Source organism: Peribacillus sp. ACCC06369, assembly GCF_030348945.1.
Classification (GTDB): Bacteria; Bacillota; Bacilli; order Bacillales; family DSM-1321; genus Peribacillus.
On sequence record NZ_JAUCEN010000002.1, the window covers coordinates 96856 to 113666 of the forward strand.

The 16811-nt window shown below is 44.6% G+C and carries 10 protein-coding genes, 3 rRNA genes and 1 other annotated feature (1 of these 14 running past the window's edge); all 13 genes read left to right on the forward strand.

The genetic code is table 11. The features are described 5' to 3' along the window. Positions 1-27 precede the first annotated feature (27 nt). The 13 genes from QUF78_RS01265 to gltX all read left to right on the forward strand — a co-directional run bounded on the left by QUF78_RS01265 (position 28) and on the right by gltX (position 16641). Positions 28-1578, forward strand: a 16S ribosomal RNA gene (locus tag QUF78_RS01265). 175 nt (positions 1579-1753) lie between these two features. Next, a 23S ribosomal RNA gene (locus QUF78_RS01270) occupies positions 1754-4686 on the forward strand. 64 nt (positions 4687-4750) lie between these two features. Then, positions 4751-4866 (forward strand): 5S ribosomal RNA (gene rrf, locus QUF78_RS01275). The 16S, 23S and 5S rRNA genes sit together here, the layout of an rRNA operon. A gap of 376 nt (positions 4867-5242) precedes the next feature. Further along, on the forward strand, positions 5243-5704 hold the full coding sequence (locus QUF78_RS01280; RefSeq protein WP_289318627.1) for a CtsR family transcriptional regulator: 462 nt from the start codon (positions 5243-5245) through the stop codon (positions 5702-5704). 21 nt (positions 5705-5725) lie between these two features. Next, a complete protein-coding gene (gene mcsA, locus QUF78_RS01285) occupies positions 5726-6277 on the forward strand; it encodes a protein-arginine kinase activator protein McsA (RefSeq protein WP_289323314.1) in 552 nt (183 codons plus the stop codon). Continuing rightward, positions 6274-7350 carry a protein-arginine kinase McsB gene (gene mcsB / locus QUF78_RS01290; RefSeq protein WP_289323315.1) on the forward strand — a complete coding sequence of 359 codons (1077 nt, stop codon included), beginning with the start codon at positions 6274-6276 and terminating at the stop codon, positions 7348-7350. Before mcsA ends, mcsB begins: the two co-directional genes overlap by 4 nt. A 123-nt stretch (positions 7351-7473) precedes the next feature. Beyond that, positions 7474-9915 (forward strand): ATP-dependent protease ATP-binding subunit ClpC, encoded by a 2442-nt coding sequence (gene clpC / locus QUF78_RS01295; RefSeq protein ID WP_289323316.1) that lies wholly within the window; start codon positions 7474-7476, stop codon positions 9913-9915. Between the two features lie 200 nt (positions 9916-10115). Then, on the forward strand, positions 10116-11504 hold the full coding sequence (gene radA, locus QUF78_RS01300; protein WP_289323317.1) for a DNA repair protein RadA: 1389 nt from the start codon (positions 10116-10118) through the stop codon (positions 11502-11504). A gap of 2 nt (positions 11505-11506) precedes the next feature. Beyond that, positions 11507-12580 (forward strand): DNA integrity scanning diadenylate cyclase DisA, encoded by a 1074-nt coding sequence (disA, locus tag QUF78_RS01305; RefSeq protein WP_289318632.1) that lies wholly within the window; start codon positions 11507-11509, stop codon positions 12578-12580. 229 nt (positions 12581-12809) lie between these two features. Then, positions 12810-13889, forward strand: a complete 1080-nt coding sequence (locus QUF78_RS01310) for a PIN/TRAM domain-containing protein (protein WP_289323318.1) — start codon at positions 12810-12812, stop codon at positions 13887-13889. Between the two features lie 21 nt (positions 13890-13910). After that, complete coding sequence (gene ispD, locus QUF78_RS01315) at positions 13911-14600, forward strand: 2-C-methyl-D-erythritol 4-phosphate cytidylyltransferase (RefSeq protein ID WP_289323319.1); 690 nt, start codon at positions 13911-13913, stop codon at positions 14598-14600. A gap of 14 nt (positions 14601-14614) precedes the next feature. Beyond that, complete coding sequence (ispF, locus tag QUF78_RS01320; protein ID WP_289323320.1) at positions 14615-15094, forward strand: 2-C-methyl-D-erythritol 2,4-cyclodiphosphate synthase; 480 nt, start codon at positions 14615-14617, stop codon at positions 15092-15094. An 89-nt stretch (positions 15095-15183) separates the two neighbouring features. Then, positions 15184-16641 carry a glutamate--tRNA ligase gene (gene gltX, locus QUF78_RS01325; RefSeq protein ID WP_289323321.1) on the forward strand — a complete coding sequence of 486 codons (1458 nt, stop codon included), beginning with the start codon at positions 15184-15186 and terminating at the stop codon, positions 16639-16641. A gap of 42 nt (positions 16642-16683) precedes the next feature. Next, positions 16684-16811 (forward strand) — a binding site (T-box leader) (it continues 121 nt past the right edge of the window).

A 16811-nucleotide genomic window follows, 5' to 3' on the forward strand; every position in this document is an offset into this window, starting at 1 on the left:
AAAAGCAAAATGAGCAAGTCAAACATTTCTTCGGAGAGTTTGATCCTGGCTCAGGACGAACGCTGGCGGCGTGCCTAATACATGCAAGTCGAGCGAATCGATGGGAGCTTGCTCCCTGAGATTAGCGGCGGACGGGTGAGTAACACGTGGGCAACCTGCCTATAAGACTGGGATAACTTCGGGAAACCGGAGCTAATACCGGATACGTTCTTTTCTCGCATGAGAGAAGATGGAAAGACGGTTTCGGCTGTCACTTATAGATGGGCCCGCGGCGCATTAGCTAGTTGGTGAGGTAATGGCTCACCAAGGCGACGATGCGTAGCCGACCTGAGAGGGTGATCGGCCACACTGGGACTGAGACACGGCCCAGACTCCTACGGGAGGCAGCAGTAGGGAATCTTCCGCAATGGACGAAAGTCTGACGGAGCAACGCCGCGTGAACGAAGAAGGCCTTCGGGTCGTAAAGTTCTGTTGTTAGGGAAGAACAAGTACCAGAGTAACTGCTGGTACCTTGACGGTACCTAACCAGAAAGCCACGGCTAACTACGTGCCAGCAGCCGCGGTAATACGTAGGTGGCAAGCGTTGTCCGGAATTATTGGGCGTAAAGCGCGCGCAGGTGGTTCTTTAAGTCTGATGTGAAAGCCCACGGCTCAACCGTGGAGGGTCATTGGAAACTGGGGAACTTGAGTGCAGAAGAGGAAAGTGGAATTCCAAGTGTAGCGGTGAAATGCGTAGAGATTTGGAGGAACACCAGTGGCGAAGGCGACTTTCTGGTCTGTAACTGACACTGAGGCGCGAAAGCGTGGGGAGCAAACAGGATTAGATACCCTGGTAGTCCACGCCGTAAACGATGAGTGCTAAGTGTTAGAGGGTTTCCGCCCTTTAGTGCTGCAGCTAACGCATTAAGCACTCCGCCTGGGGAGTACGGCCGCAAGGCTGAAACTCAAAGGAATTGACGGGGGCCCGCACAAGCGGTGGAGCATGTGGTTTAATTCGAAGCAACGCGAAGAACCTTACCAGGTCTTGACATCCTCTGACAACCCTAGAGATAGGGCTTTCCCCTTCGGGGGACAGAGTGACAGGTGGTGCATGGTTGTCGTCAGCTCGTGTCGTGAGATGTTGGGTTAAGTCCCGCAACGAGCGCAACCCTTGATCTTAGTTGCCAGCATTCAGTTGGGCACTCTAAGGTGACTGCCGGTGACAAACCGGAGGAAGGTGGGGATGACGTCAAATCATCATGCCCCTTATGACCTGGGCTACACACGTGCTACAATGGATGGTACAAAGGGCTGCAAACCTGCGAAGGTAAGCGAATCCCATAAAGCCATTCTCAGTTCGGATTGTAGGCTGCAACTCGCCTACATGAAGCCGGAATCGCTAGTAATCGCGGATCAGCATGCCGCGGTGAATACGTTCCCGGGCCTTGTACACACCGCCCGTCACACCACGAGAGTTTGTAACACCCGAAGTCGGTGAGGTAACCTTTATGGAGCCAGCCGCCTAAGGTGGGACAGATGATTGGGGTGAAGTCGTAACAAGGTAGCCGTATCGGAAGGTGCGGCTGGATCACCTCCTTTCTAAGGATAATTACGAGAGCGCTTTTGTTTTGTTCAGTTTTGAATGAGTAATTCATTCAGATAGGGAAGAAAAACATCACGATGTGATGGATTCTTTCTGCTTTGTTCCTTGAAAACTAGATAATAGATAGAAGGCAATTAATTTTTTTCAAAGCATCTGTAAGATCTTTTTAACGGTTAAGTTAGAAAGGGCGCACGGTGGATGCCTTGGCACTAGGAGCCGATGAAGGACGGGACTAACACCGATATGCTTCGGGGAGCTGTAAGTAAGCTTTGATCCGGAGATTTCCGAATGGGGAAACCCACTGTTCGTAATGGAACAGTATCTTTACCTGAATACATAGGGTACTGAAGGCAGACCCGGGGAACTGAAACATCTAAGTACCCGGAGGAAGAGAAAGCAAATGCGATTTCCTGAGTAGCGGCGAGCGAAACGGAATTAGCCCAAACCAAGAGGCTTGCCTCTTGGGGTTGTAGGACACTCAACATGGAGTTACAAAGGAACGGGGTAAATGAAGTGACCTGGAAAGGTCCGTCAAAGAAGGTAAAAACCCTGTAGTTGAAACTTCGTTCCCTCCTGAGTGGATCCTGAGTACGGCGGGACACGAGAAATCCCGTCGGAAGCAGGGAGGACCATCTCCCAAGGCTAAATACTCCCTAGTGACCGATAGTGAACCAGTACCGTGAGGGAAAGGTGAAAAGCACCCCGGAAGGGGAGTGAAATAGATCCTGAAACCGTGTGCCTACAAGTAGTCAAAGCCCGTTAATGGGTAATGGCGTGCCTTTTGTAGAATGAACCGGCGAGTTACGATTTCATGCGAGGTTAAGTTGATAAGACGGAGCCGCAGCGAAAGCGAGTCTGAATAGGGCGAATGAGTATGAGGTCGTAGACCCGAAACCAGGTGATCTACCCATGTCCAGGGTGAAGTTCAGGTAACACTGAATGGAGGCCCGAACCCACGCACGTTGAAAAGTGCGGGGATGAGGTGTGGGTAGCGGAGAAATTCCAATCGAACCTGGAGATAGCTGGTTCTCTCCGAAATAGCTTTAGGGCTAGCCTCAAGATGAGAGTATTGGAGGTAGAGCACTGATTGGACTAGGGGCCCCCAACGGGTTACCGAATTCAGTCAAACTCCGAATGCCAAATACTTATTCTTGGGAGTCAGACTGCGAGTGATAAGATCCGTAGTCGAAAGGGAAACAGCCCAGACCACCAGCTAAGGTCCCAAAGTATACGTTAAGTGGAAAAGGATGTGGAGTTGCTTAGACAACCAGGATGTTGGCTCAGAAGCAGCCACCATTTAAAGAGTGCGTAATAGCTCACTGGTCGAGTGACTCCGCGCCGAAAATGTACCGGGGCTAAACGTATCACCGAAGCTGTGGATTGACACCATTAGGTGTCGATGGTAGGAGAGCGTTCTAAGGGCGTTGAAGTCAGACCGGAAGGACTGGTGGAGCGCTTAGAAGTGAGAATGCCGGTATGAGTAGCGAAAGAAGGGTGAGAATCCCTTCCACCGAATGCCTAAGGTTTCCTGAGGAAGGCTCGTCCGCTCAGGGTTAGTCGGGACCTAAGCCGAGGCCGAAAGGCGTAGGCGATGGACAACAGGTTGATATTCCTGTACCACCTATACATCGTTTGAACGATGGGGGGACGCAGAAGGATAGGGTAAGCGCGCTGTTGGATATGCGCGTCCAAGCAGTTAGGCCGGAAACGAGGCAAATCCCGTTTCCATTAAGGCGGAGCTGTGATGGCGAGGGAAATATAGTACCGAAGTTCCTGATTCCACGCTGCCAAGAAAAGCCTCTAGTGAGATGTAAGGTGCCCGTACCGCAAACCGACACAGGTAGGCGAGGAGAGAATCCTAAGGTGTGCGAGAGAACTCTCGTTAAGGAACTCGGCAAAATGACCCCGTAACTTCGGGAGAAGGGGTGCTTTTTAGGGTGAATAGCCCGGAAAAGCCGCAGTGAATAGGCCCAGGCGACTGTTTAGCAAAAACACAGGTCTCTGCGAAGCCGCAAGGCGAAGTATAGGGGCTGACACCTGCCCGGTGCTGGAAGGTTAAGGGGAGAGGTTAGCGCAAGCGAAGCTTTGAACCGAAGCCCCAGTAAACGGCGGCCGTAACTATAACGGTCCTAAGGTAGCGAAATTCCTTGTCGGGTAAGTTCCGACCCGCACGAAAGGTGTAACGATCTGGGCACTGTCTCAACGAGAGACTCGGTGAAATTATAGTACCTGTGAAGATGCAGGTTACCCGCGACAGGACGGAAAGACCCCGTGGAGCTTTACTGCAGCCTGATATTGAATTTTGGTACAGCTTGTACAGGATAGGTAGGAGCCTGAGAAGCCGGAGCGCTAGCTTCGGTGGAGGCGTTGGTGGGATACTACCCTGGCTGTATTGAAATTCTAACCCGCGCCCCTTATCGGGGTGGGAGACAGTGTCAGGTGGGCAGTTTGACTGGGGCGGTCGCCTCCTAAAGAGTAACGGAGGCGCCCAAAGGTTCCCTCAGAATGGTTGGAAATCATTCGTAGAGTGTAAAGGCACAAGGGAGCTTGACTGCGAGACCTACAAGTCGAGCAGGGACGAAAGTCGGGCTTAGTGATCCGGTGGTTCCGCATGGAAGGGCCATCGCTCAACGGATAAAAGCTACCCCGGGGATAACAGGCTTATCTCCCCCAAGAGTCCACATCGACGGGGAGGTTTGGCACCTCGATGTCGGCTCATCGCATCCTGGGGCTGTAGTCGGTCCCAAGGGTTGGGCTGTTCGCCCATTAAAGCGGTACGCGAGCTGGGTTCAGAACGTCGTGAGACAGTTCGGTCCCTATCCGTCGCGGGCGCAGGAAATTTGAGAGGAGCTGTCCTTAGTACGAGAGGACCGGGATGGACGCACCGCTGGTGTACCAGTTGTCTTGCCAAAGGCATAGCTGGGTAGCTACGTGCGGACGGGATAAGTGCTGAAAGCATCTAAGCATGAAGCCCCCCTCAAGATGAGATTTCCCATGGCGCAAGCTAGTAAGATCCCTGAAAGATGATCAGGTTGATAGGTCAGAGGTGGAAGCGTGGCGACATGTGGAGCTGACTGATACTAATAGATCGAGGACTTAACCAACGCTTTTTAAAAAATGAAATACCTTCTTATTATCTAGTTTTGAAGGAACAACGTTCCTTTATTGTTTGGTGGCGATAGCGAAGAGGTCACACCCGTTCCCATTCCGAACACGGCAGTTAAGCTCTTCAGCGCCGATGGTAGTTGGGGGTTTCCCCCTGTGAGAGTAGGACGCCGCCAAGCCATATCTAAGATCAGCCATTCTGGCTGGTCTTTTTTGATATTCTAATTAACGAATAGGTTTTTTATCTCCAGGGTCAGCATAGGGCTGGATCTATTTGTTGGTTAAAATACCATTAGAGGGAACGGACGAGCTGGAGAAAAAGGTTGAATTTAGGTGAAGGAGCTTTGAGGAGAAGAAAAAATTGCAGGTTTTGCATTTATCTTTTCAGGGTATTTATGTAAGATATTTCAACTTTAATGTTCAATGGGGTATGTAACTACATATAATTTGGAGAAAATGGATAATACAGAAAGAAAGTGCGTTTAAGTTGCAAAATGCATTTTTCCTTGTATAATAATAGTCAAATATAGTCAAAGTCAGAATGGAGGAGGCTGAGTGAGAAACATATCTGATGTTATCGAAACTTATTTGAAGCAAGTGCTGGAAATAAGTCAAAAAGATATCTTAGAGATTAAAAGAAGTGAAATAGCAGATAAATTTCAGTGTGTTCCTTCTCAAATCAATTACGTAATCAATACCCGGTTTACAATCGAGAGAGGTTATGTTGTAGAGAGTAAGCGTGGAGGCGGCGGTTATATACGCATCATGAAAGTGGAATCACAGGATTCCGTGCAACTTATTAACCAATTATTATCGCTTATTGGCTCTAGGGTAACTCAATCGATGGCTGAAGGAGTAATTTCCCGGCTGATGAATGAGGAAGTCATTAATGAAAGAGAAGCAAAGATTATGATGAGTGTCATAGATAGATCGGTGATTTATATCGACCTACCTGACCGCGATGAGCTTAGGGCAAGAATTTTAACTGCGATGCTTACGACTTTAAAATATAAATGAAACTGGCAGAGGTGATGAACGTTGATTTGCCAAGAATGTCATCAAAGGTCTGCTACCCTACACTTCACCAAAATCATCAATGGAAAAAAGACTGAAGTCATGATTTGTGAGAAATGTGCTCAGGAAAAAGGTGAGATGTTCATGGATGCAGGGGGACCTGGTTTTTCAATAAATAATTTATTAGCAGGATTGTTGAATATGGAGTCGAATATTCAACAGACAAAGGCAAATGCATTTCCCAAATCGGAAGAGAGGCGTTGCCCGAATTGTCATCGTTCCTATAAAGAATTTGTCCATATTGGTAAGTTTGGCTGTGCCGAATGTTATAAAACATTCAATGAACAGTTAAACCCTATTTTAAAAAGGGTTCATAGCGGCAATACAGCACATATAGGGAAAATTCCAAAAAGGATTGGTGGCACCATATATCTTCGAAAGCAAATTTTGGATTTGAAAGAAGTTTTAAAGACCCACATTATTCAAGAGGAGTTTGAGAAAGCGGCAGAGGTAAGAGATAAGGTTCGTTCCCTTGAAAAAAGGTATGATGCACAAGAGGGAGGCGAGGAATTATGAGCTTGGAAAAGTTTGTAGAAAACGCCTTGAGTTCCTGGATGAGTGCCGAAGGGCCGGAGATCGATATTGTATTGAGTTCCAGGATTCGATTGGCCAGGAATTTCAAAGACTTTACCTTCCCAACCTCCTTTTCTAACGAAGAAGCTAAAAAAATAATTGAATTGGTCAAAAAAAGAATTGAAGAGGAAGTTACTCCAGAGATTGGGAAACTGGAACTTCTAGAGATTGACCAATTACAGCCACTGGAAAAGCGCGTTCTCGTTGAAAAACATTTAATCAGCCCTCATTTAGTTGAGGAATCAGCGAAAAGCGCATGTCTCCTTTCGGAAAATGAAGAAATCAGTATCATGATAAACGAAGAGGACCATCTTCGTATTCAGTGTTTAATGTCGGGGTTGCAGCTAAAGGAAACCTTAAAGATTGCAAATGTTCTTGACGATTGGATTGAAGAATCCATAGACTATGCATATGATGAAGAAAGAGGATACCTAACTAGTTGTCCAACTAATGTGGGAACAGGATTAAGGGCTTCAGTCATGATGCATCTGCCAGGCCTGGTCCTTACTCAGCAAATGAATAATATCATACCGGCTATCAACCAATTGGGGTTGGTGGTACGAGGGATTTATGGAGAGGGCAGTCAAGCGTTAGGGAATATCTTTCAAATCTCTAATCAAATCACTCTCGGAAAGTCGGAGAGGGATATCGTTGAAGATCTAACAAGTGTAGTGCAACAAATCATAGCCCAGGAACGGTCAGCGCGGGATGCATTAGCGAGGACTTCCCACATACAATTAGAAGATAGAGTTTTCCGTTCATATGGGATATTGTCCAATGCTCGAATCATCGAGACCAAGGAAGCTGCTACCTGTATCTCAGATGTTAGGCTAGGTATAGATCTTGGGTATATAAAAAATATTTCTAAAAGCATTCTAAATGAGTTGATGATTTTGACACAGTCGGGATTTTTACAAAAGTATGCAGGTGGCCCTTTAAAATCCCATGAAAGGGATATCCGTAGAGCAGCACTCATCCGAGAACGCTTGAATTTCACGGAATCTTCCTCCTCATAGAGGTCATTATCCTCTTTGGTGAGTACCAATATTCATGAATAGATATGGAGCAAGAACCTGCCATTACTTAGAGAATTGTCTACAACTTTATTCAAAACGAAAATTCTTAAGGAGGAATTCCCTATGATGTTTGGTCGTTTTACTGAAAGAGCCCAGAAAGTATTAGCATTAGCCCAAGAAGAGGCAATCCGTTTAGGTCATAACAATATTGGCACGGAACATATTTTACTGGGCCTGGTCCGAGAAGGTGATGGCATTGCAGCCAAAGCGTTATATGCTCTTGGATTGGGACCGGATAAGATTCAGAAAGAAGTGGAAAATTTAATTGGCCGTGGACAGGATACGGCTCAAACGATACATTATACCCCAAGAGCTAAGAAAGTCATTGAGCTTTCCATGGATGAGGCGAGAAAATTAGGTCATTCATATGTTGGAACAGAGCATGTACTTCTTGGTCTGATACGAGAAGGGGAAGGTGTAGCCGCCCGCGTGTTGAATAATCTGGGAGTAAGTTTAAATAAAGCCCGACAACAGGTATTACAACTTTTGGGCAGCAATGAATCAGGTGGTCATCAAGGTTCAGCTGCTTCAAATGCTAGCACACCGACACTGGATGGCCTTGCCCGTGATTTAACAGCGATTGCCCGGGAAGGAAGCTTGGATCCCGTTATCGGAAGAAGTAAGGAAATACAACGTGTCATTGAGGTATTAAGCCGTCGTACAAAAAATAACCCAGTATTAATCGGTGAACCTGGGGTAGGTAAAACAGCCATTGCTGAAGGGCTTGCCCAACAGATCATCAATAATGAGGTACCTGAAATTTTACGAGATAAACGCGTAATGACCCTAGATATGGGTACTGTTGTGGCAGGTACTAAATATCGGGGTGAATTCGAGGACCGATTGAAGAAAGTGATGGATGAAATTCGTCAGGCGGGTAATATCATCTTATTCATCGATGAATTGCACACATTGATTGGTGCAGGCGGTGCAGAAGGTGCAATCGATGCCTCCAATATCCTTAAACCATCATTGGCCCGTGGTGAATTACAATGTATCGGTGCTACCACTTTGGATGAGTACCGTAAGTATATTGAAAAAGATGCTGCGCTTGAACGTCGTTTCCAGCCAATCCAAGTAGATGAACCGACCATGAAAGAATCCATTCAAATTCTCAAGGGTTTGCGTGACCGTTATGAAGCCCATCACCGTGTCTCGATTACTGACGAAGCGATTGATGCCGCAGTCAAATTATCCGACCGTTATATTTCCGATCGCTTTTTACCGGACAAAGCGATTGACTTGATTGATGAAGCTGGATCCAAGGTTAGGTTACGTTCATACACAACGCCACCAAACTTAAAGGAACTTGAAGTGAAGCTAGATGATGTTCGTAAGGAAAAGGATGCTTCCGTTCAGAGCCAGGAATTTGAAAAAGCTGCTTCGCTTCGCGATACAGAACAACGCTTAAGAGAACAATTGGAAGAAACGAAAAAGACTTGGAAAGAAAAACAAGGGCAAGAGAACAGTGAAGTGACTGTGGATGATATTGCGCACGTCGTATCCAGCTGGACGGGAGTTCCAGTCACTAAACTGGCGCAAACAGAGTCAGATAAACTGCTTAATATGGAATCAATCCTCCACGATCGCGTAATTGGGCAGGAAGAGGCCGTCATTGCGGTTTCTAAAGCAGTACGACGCGCAAGAGCAGGTTTAAAAGATCCTAAACGTCCAATTGGTTCATTCATCTTCTTGGGACCTACAGGGGTCGGTAAAACCGAGCTTGCCCGTGCTTTAGCTGAATCCATTTTTGGTGATGAAGATGCTATGATCCGTATAGATATGTCCGAATATATGGAGAAACATTCGACTTCACGTCTTGTTGGATCCCCTCCAGGATATGTTGGATACGAAGAAGGCGGACAGTTAACGGAAAAAGTGCGGAGGAAACCATATTCAGTCGTTCTGCTTGATGAAATAGAAAAGGCACATCCAGATGTCTTCAATATTCTTCTTCAAGTTTTGGAAGATGGAAGACTGACAGATTCCAAGGGGCGTACTGTCGATTTCAGGAATACCATTCTGATTATGACATCGAATGTAGGGGCATCTGCCTTGAAAATTGATAAGTATGTCGGCTTTAACATCCAGGATACCGGCCAGGATTACAAAAATATGAAAGGGAAAGTGATGGAAGAACTCAAACGAGCATTCCGTCCGGAATTCCTGAATCGTATTGATGAAACTATCGTGTTCCACTCATTAGAGAAGGATCATTTAAAACAAATCGTCACATTAATGTCAAATCAGCTTACTACCCGTTTGAAAGAACAGGAAATATACTTGGAACTGACAGATGCTGCTAGAGAAAAAATTGCTACGGAAGGTTTCGATCCTGAATATGGGGCACGACCAATCCGCAGGGCGCTTCAGAAGCATGTAGAAGATTATCTTTCCGAGGAGTTGCTTAAGGGTAACGTGAAAAAAGGGCAAACGGTCGTGATGGATGTCGTGAATAATGAGTTTGCAATCCGACAAGGTGAGCCTGTTAATGTAAGTGAATAACCTGTTTCTAAACTTCGAGGTACACGGCAGATTTTTTTGCAGTGTACCTCTGTTTTTTATCCATAGGTAAAAATGAGTATAAGTTGGACAATGTAGAATGATTATTTTTTTTAAAAAACTTAGCCTTAAGAAGGTTTAAATAAAACAGAGATATAATATCCTTAAAATAGGTATTTTTTCCAAAGAAAGAGGAGTAATTTATGGCTGTAAAGAAGAAAACCAAATTTATGTGTCAGTCTTGTGGATATGAATCCGCGAAATGGATGGGGAAATGCCCAGGTTGCGGTGAATGGAACAAAATGGTCGAGGAAACTGAAATCGTTAAACCTGCTAGAAAAGGTGCTTTTACCCATTCCGAGGTTAGAGGTTCCGGGGAAAGGGAAAAGGCAGCGCCCATAACTACTATTCAATCAGAAAAAGAACCACGGATTAAGACGGATTTAATGGAATTGAATCGTGCTCTTGGGGGCGGGATCGTACAGGGGTCACTTGTATTGATCGGAGGCGATCCGGGTATAGGTAAATCGACTCTACTTTTGCAGGTATCCTCCCAATTGGCACATAAACAGAAAAAAGTGCTTTATATATCAGGTGAAGAGTCAGTCAAGCAAACCAAATTGAGAGCGGACCGGCTTGGGACCATGTCAGAAAATCTATTTGTCTATGCTGAAACCGATATGGACTATATCCAACAGGCGATTACAGAGGTAAAACCGGATTTGGTCATTATTGACTCCATTCAAACGGTGTACCATTCGGAGGTTACATCTGCCCCGGGAAGCGTTTCACAAGTTAGGGAATGCACAGCCTCACTCATGCGCATTGCTAAAACGAATGGGATTGCGATCTTTATCGTCGGACACGTTACAAAAGAAGGGGCCATTGCAGGGCCACGGCTGCTTGAGCATATGGTAGACACCGTTTTATATTTCGAAGGTGAAAGACACCATACATATCGAATCATACGTGCTGTCAAAAACCGATTTGGTTCGACGAATGAGATGGGTATATTTGAAATGAAAGAACATGGTTTGGAAGAGGTCGCGAATCCATCGGAAATTTTCCTTGAAGAACGGTCTCAAGGAGCTTCGGGTTCCACAGTAGTCGCATCCATGGAAGGAACAAGGCCGGTGCTTGTTGAAATTCAAGCATTGATTTCACCTACTAGTTTTGGCAATCCAAGGCGAATGGCCACAGGGATAGACCACAATCGAGTTTCGCTCTTAATGGCTGTTCTGGAAAAGAGAGTGGGCTTGCTGCTCCAAAACCAAGATGCGTATTTAAAGGTTGCTGGTGGTGTCAAGCTGGATGAACCGGCAATTGATCTCGCCGTCGCAATCAGCATTGCCTCTAGTTTCCGTGATAAACCAACAAACCCTACCGATTGCATCATTGGTGAAGTGGGGCTGACTGGGGAGGTAAGAAGAGTGTCAAGAATTGAACAAAGGGTGCAAGAAGCAGCAAAACTAGGGTTTGAGCGGGTGATCATACCGGCTAATAATATAGGGGGATGGACCGCGCCAAAAGGTATTAAGGTCGTTGGTGTTTCATCGGTCTCGGAGGCTCTTCAACAATCGTTAGGGGGGTAAGTATGACAGATAAAAAAGGGTATGAGAAAACAAAATTGGAGATTCTGCAAATTGTAGCTCCAGGTACCCCGCTTCGGGAGGGTATTGAAAATGTCCTGAGGGCAAATACGGGTGGTTTGATAGTGGTTGGATATAACGAGAAGGTTCGCACTATCGTAGATGGCGGCTTCGAAATCAACTGTAGCTGTACCCCAAGTACATTGTATGAGCTGGCGAAGATGGACGGGGCCATCATTTTAAATGAAAAAGCCGATACGATCATTTTCGCAAATGCCCAATTAGTGCCGGATAACAGTACACCTTCCACTGAAACGGGAATGCGGCATCGGACAGCGGAACGTGTAGCAAGGGAGACCAAGTCGTTGGTCGTCGCAATATCACAACGCCGGAATGTCATCACTTTATATCAAGGCAATTTCCGGTATGCCCTCAAAGATATAGGGGTCATACTTGCTAAGGCTAATTTAGCCATTCAAACCTTGGAAAAATACAAGGTGGTCCTACAGCAGAGCATATCAGTATTAGGAGCATTAGAGTTTGAGGAAATCGTGACCTATGCTGATCTTTTGCAGGTATTGCACCGTTATGTAATGGTACTCAGAATCAAGGCGGAGCTACTTACTTACCTTAATGAGCTTGGTACGGAAGGAAGATTGATCCGTCTGCAAATGAATGAAATCCTGGCAGATATTGAAACGGAAGGAAAGTGGCTTATCAAGGACTATATTTCCAGTAATGATGAAAAACCAGAGGATATCATTTTTCGGCTTCAAGAGTTGGCCATGCAGGAAAAATTGGACGAAAGCATACTTCTAAAGGTGCTGGGCTATCACGGATACATACATCTTGATGAGTCAGTACATCCCCGTGGTTACCGTATTCTTCATAAGATTCCACGCTTGCCGGGTTTGATTATCGAAAATTTAGTGAAACAGTTCGGAAGCTTTAGCGAAGTCAATAAAGCAACAGTTCAAAACCTTGACGATGTAGAGGGTATTGGCGAAGTTCGTGCCAATAAAATTAAAGAAGGACTCCGCATTTTAAAAAATCAGTTGGTCACAAATAGAAGGATGTAATAAGGTGCAGCTGGCCTTCAAAATTTCCCTGGATTAGCTTGAAATTGATTAGTGTTTATTTTTGACACTCAAAACTCAGGGTGCTAGGCTAATATTACGAAAAAGAGAAGGAGTCATATTAGTAAATCCACTAATTCCTTAAGTGAATTTCACGTATATAATGAAAACGAATTTTCGAAGGTTTCATTTTATTTTATTGGTCAATAATGAGTAGAGGGAGGTGAAAGGGATGTTAAAACGCATTATACAAGCATGCTTCTTAATAGTCGGCGGAACACTTGGTATGTTACTTATTCCAGAATTATTAATTGTTTTACATGCAGACGATATTGCTTTAATAAACAATCCTTATGTAAGTGTACTGTTGGGTGCCATTATCTTTTATCTTATTACTTTTTGGGCAGTAGATCATGTGATCTATTTTATGAAGTGGCTGGAGGAACAGCTTGTTAAGATACCGATTACGGACATAATCTTTGGCAGCGTCGGTCTTTTAGTGGGACTGCTTGCGGCGTTCTTGGTTGGTTCCGCCTTCAGTGCCATCAAGGTGGTTCCTATCATCCTTACGCTTTTATTTGGTTATCTTGGTTTCCAGGTGGGCTTTAAAAAACGTGATGAACTATTGAGTTTATTTACGAAAAGTAATAAGAAAAAGAATACTGATGGTGAAGTAAGTGAAGAGGACGAAGAGGGGTATAGCAAGCGGCTGAAGATTCTCGATACAAGCGTCATCATTGACGGTAGAATTGCGGATATCTGTCAGACAGGCTTTCTGGAGGGTACCATAGTCATCCCTCAATTCGTATTAAACGAACTACAGCACATTGCTGATTCATCTGATGCATTGAAAAGGAATCGTGGAAGACGTGGTTTGGATATCCTGAATCGGATTCAAAAAGACCTTCCGATTAAAGTGGAGATGTACGAGGGAGATTTTGAAGACATCCAGGAAGTGGATAGTAAACTTGTGAAGCTTGCCAAAATATCGGGCGGAATGGTCGTTACCAATGATTTCAATTTAAACAAAGTATGCGAGTTTCAAAATGTGGCGGTCCTTAATATCAATGACCTTGCCAATGCCGTAAAACCTGTTGTACTTCCTGGGGAAGAGATGAATGTTCAGGTCATTAAGGACGGGAAAGAGCAGAATCAGGGCATTGCTTATTTAGACGATGGTACAATGATCGTTGTAGAAGGTGGTCGTGACCATATTGGGAAACGAATCGATGTACTTGTCACAAGTGTACTGCAAACCTCTGCAGGACGTATGATATTCGCTAAACCGAAACTATTAGAAAAAGCATTATAAAGAAGAGTAGGAGAAACCGTTATGTTTTATGAAGTAGTGATACCTGCAGCTGGACAAGGAAAAAGAATGAAGGCGGGCAAGAATAAACTTTTTATTGAACTATCGGGTATCCCGATTATTGTTTATACACTTCGTGTCTTTGAAGAAGATCCTGACTGCCGGGGGATTATCCTTTCAATAAACCCGGCAGAAAAGGATTATTTCAGTCAATTGATAGCAACGTATGGGCTTAAAAAGGTCAAGAAACTCGTCATGGGTGGCAAGGAGCGCCAACAAAGCGTTTATAATGGGCTGCAACATGCTGGGGAAGAAATCATTCTGGTCCACGACGGGGCTCGCCCTTTTATCAATCCAGGGCAAATCGGAGAATTGACTACCGCAGCTTCCCTTCATGGAGGTGCTGTCATTGCAGTGCCCGTAAAGGATACGATTAAAAAAGTTACTGATAAAATGGTATTGGAAACGGTGGAACGATCAAGCTTGTGGGCGGTGCAAACTCCACAAGCTTTTCGTGTATCCATATTAAAAAGGGCGTATGAACAGGCAGAGGCTGAAGCTTTTTTAGGGACGGACGATGCAAGTTTGCTAGAACGGATCAATGAACAGGTAGTTATTATTGAGGGCAATTATGATAATATTAAAATTACGACTCAGGAAGACCTATATTTTGCAGAAGCGATTTTACATAAACAACAACATGGAAAACGATGATTGGGGAGAATGATATGTTTCGAATTGGACAAGGATATGACGTTCATCAGCTTGTAGAGGGTAGACCTTTGATTATTGGCGGAATTACGATTCCGCATGAGAAAGGTTTGTTAGGTCATTCGGATGCGGATGTCCTTTTGCATACTGTTGCTGATGCCTGCTTGGGGGCAATCGGTGCAGGGGATATCGGTAAGCATTTTCCGGATACCGATCCTAAATTTAAAGATGCCGATTCGGCAAAGCTGTTGCAGTATATTTGGGCGATTGTAAAAAAAGAAGGATATTCTTTAGGTAATGCGGACTGTACAATCATTGCACAAAGCCCGAAAATGGCACCGTATATTGAGGAAATGCGAGGCAGGATTGCAGAACTTTTAGATGCCTCGATAGATAGAATTAATGTAAAGGCGACCACTACAGAGAAACTTGGATTTACAGGCAGAAGCGAAGGAATCGCTGCACAGGCTGTTGTCTTATTGGTTAAATCAAACTAATTTGTTTTTAGAGTGTATGCCTTTAACCAAATGTATATAAATGATAAAATAAACAATAGAAAAGAACGACTGGGAGGTCTATATATATCATGAGCAGTGATATTCGAGTTCGCTATGCACCGAGTCCGACTGGACATTTACATATAGGTAATGCACGGACGGCTTTATTTAATTATTTATACGCACGAAACAAAGGCGGGAAATTCATCATCCGGATTGAAGATACCGACCAAAAGAGAAATATTGAAGGTGGAGAGGAAAGTCAGCTTAAATATTTGAAATGGCTTGGTATGGACTGGGATGAAGGTGTGGATGTTGGCGGTGAATACGGGCCATATCGTCAATCAGAAAGGAACGACCTTTATCAGGAATTGTATCAAGAGCTTTTAGATAAGGGTTTGGCATATAAATGCTATTGTACGGAAGAAGAGCTTGAAGCAGAGCGTGAAGGACAGGTCGAACGGAATGAGACGCCAAAATATTCAGGGAAGTGCAGGCATTTAACTGAAGAAGAGCAAAGTGAACTAGTGGCTGAAGGACGAAAACCTAGCATTCGCTTTGCCGTTCCAGCGGGGAAAGTCCTTACTTTCAAAGATATGGTCAAGGATGACGTTTCGTTTGAAACAGATGGTTTTGGTGATTTTGTTATCGTTAAAAAAGATGGCATACCGACCTATAACTTTGCAGTGGCAGTCGATGATCACTTGATGAAGATTTCCCATGTCCTTCGCGGTGATGATCATATCTCCAATACTCCGAAACAATTGATGATTTATGAAGCATTCGGCTGGGAACCGCCGGTATTCGGACATATGACGCTAATTGTAAACGAAAGCAGGAAGAAACTGAGTAAACGTGATGAATCGATCATTCAATTCATTGAGCAATATGAAGAGCTTGGTTATGTACCTGAGGCTTTATTCAATTTCATTACATTATTAGGATGGTCTCCGGTCGGGGAGGAAGAGATTTTCACGAAAGAAGAGTTCATTAATCTTTTCGATGCTGCTCGGTTGTCTAAATCACCTGCACTTTTCGATAAGCAAAAGCTTACATGGATGAATAACCAATACGTGAAGCAATTGGACGTAAATCGTGCAGTGGAATTGTCAATGCCTCACTTAATTAAAGCTGGGAAGGTCTCAGAAACACTAACCGCTGAAGAAGAAGAGTGGGTACATGGCCTTGTTTCCCTTTTTCAAGAGCAGATGAGCTATGGAGCGGAAATAGTTGAGCTATCTGAACTGTTTTTCAAGGATGAGGTCGAGTTTGAGCCAGAAGCTAAGGAAGTATTGGCAGAAGAACAGGTACCGGAAGTCATGGAAGCTTTCCTTCAGGAAATCGAAGGGCTTGCAGAATTTAATGCGGATGAAATTAAGAAGTCGATTAAAGCGGTACAAAAAAGCACAGGGCATAAAGGGAAAAAATTATTCATGCCGATAAGGGCGGCCGTCACGGGTCAAACACATGGTCCTGACTTGCCTAAGGCCATTTCATTACTGGGCAAAGAAAAAATTAAACAGCGTATTCAGAGTATTTTATATTAACAATTTGTCAAAAATGTAATATAGTATTTAATAATCTTACAAAAGAACGCGTAGATGGGGAGAAGTAAGTAAACGAAGCTTTTTAGAGAGAACCATAACCTGCTGAAAGTGGTTCAAGCCTCTCGTTTTCTGAAATGCACCCTTGAGTCCTTTGCTGAACTAACCTATAG

Bases quoted from the DNA above. Each gene is read 5' to 3' on its own strand.
- mcsB (WP_289323315.1), top strand. From the start codon at position 6,274: ATGAGCTTGGAAAAGTTTGTAGAAAACGCCTTGAGTTCCTGGATGAGT.
- clpC (WP_289323316.1), top strand. From the start codon at position 7,474: ATGATGTTTGGTCGTTTTACTGAAAGAGCCCAGAAAGTATTAGCATTA.
- radA (WP_289323317.1), top strand. From the start codon at position 10,116: ATGGCTGTAAAGAAGAAAACCAAATTTATGTGTCAGTCTTGTGGATAT.
- disA (WP_289318632.1), top strand. From the start codon at position 11,507: ATGACAGATAAAAAAGGGTATGAGAAAACAAAATTGGAGATTCTGCAA.
- QUF78_RS01310 (WP_289323318.1), top strand. From the start codon at position 12,810: ATGTTAAAACGCATTATACAAGCATGCTTCTTAATAGTCGGCGGAACA.
- ispD (WP_289323319.1), top strand. From the start codon at position 13,911: ATGTTTTATGAAGTAGTGATACCTGCAGCTGGACAAGGAAAAAGAATG.
- ispF (WP_289323320.1), top strand. From the start codon at position 14,615: ATGTTTCGAATTGGACAAGGATATGACGTTCATCAGCTTGTAGAGGGT.
- gltX (WP_289323321.1), top strand. From the start codon at position 15,184: ATGAGCAGTGATATTCGAGTTCGCTATGCACCGAGTCCGACTGGACAT.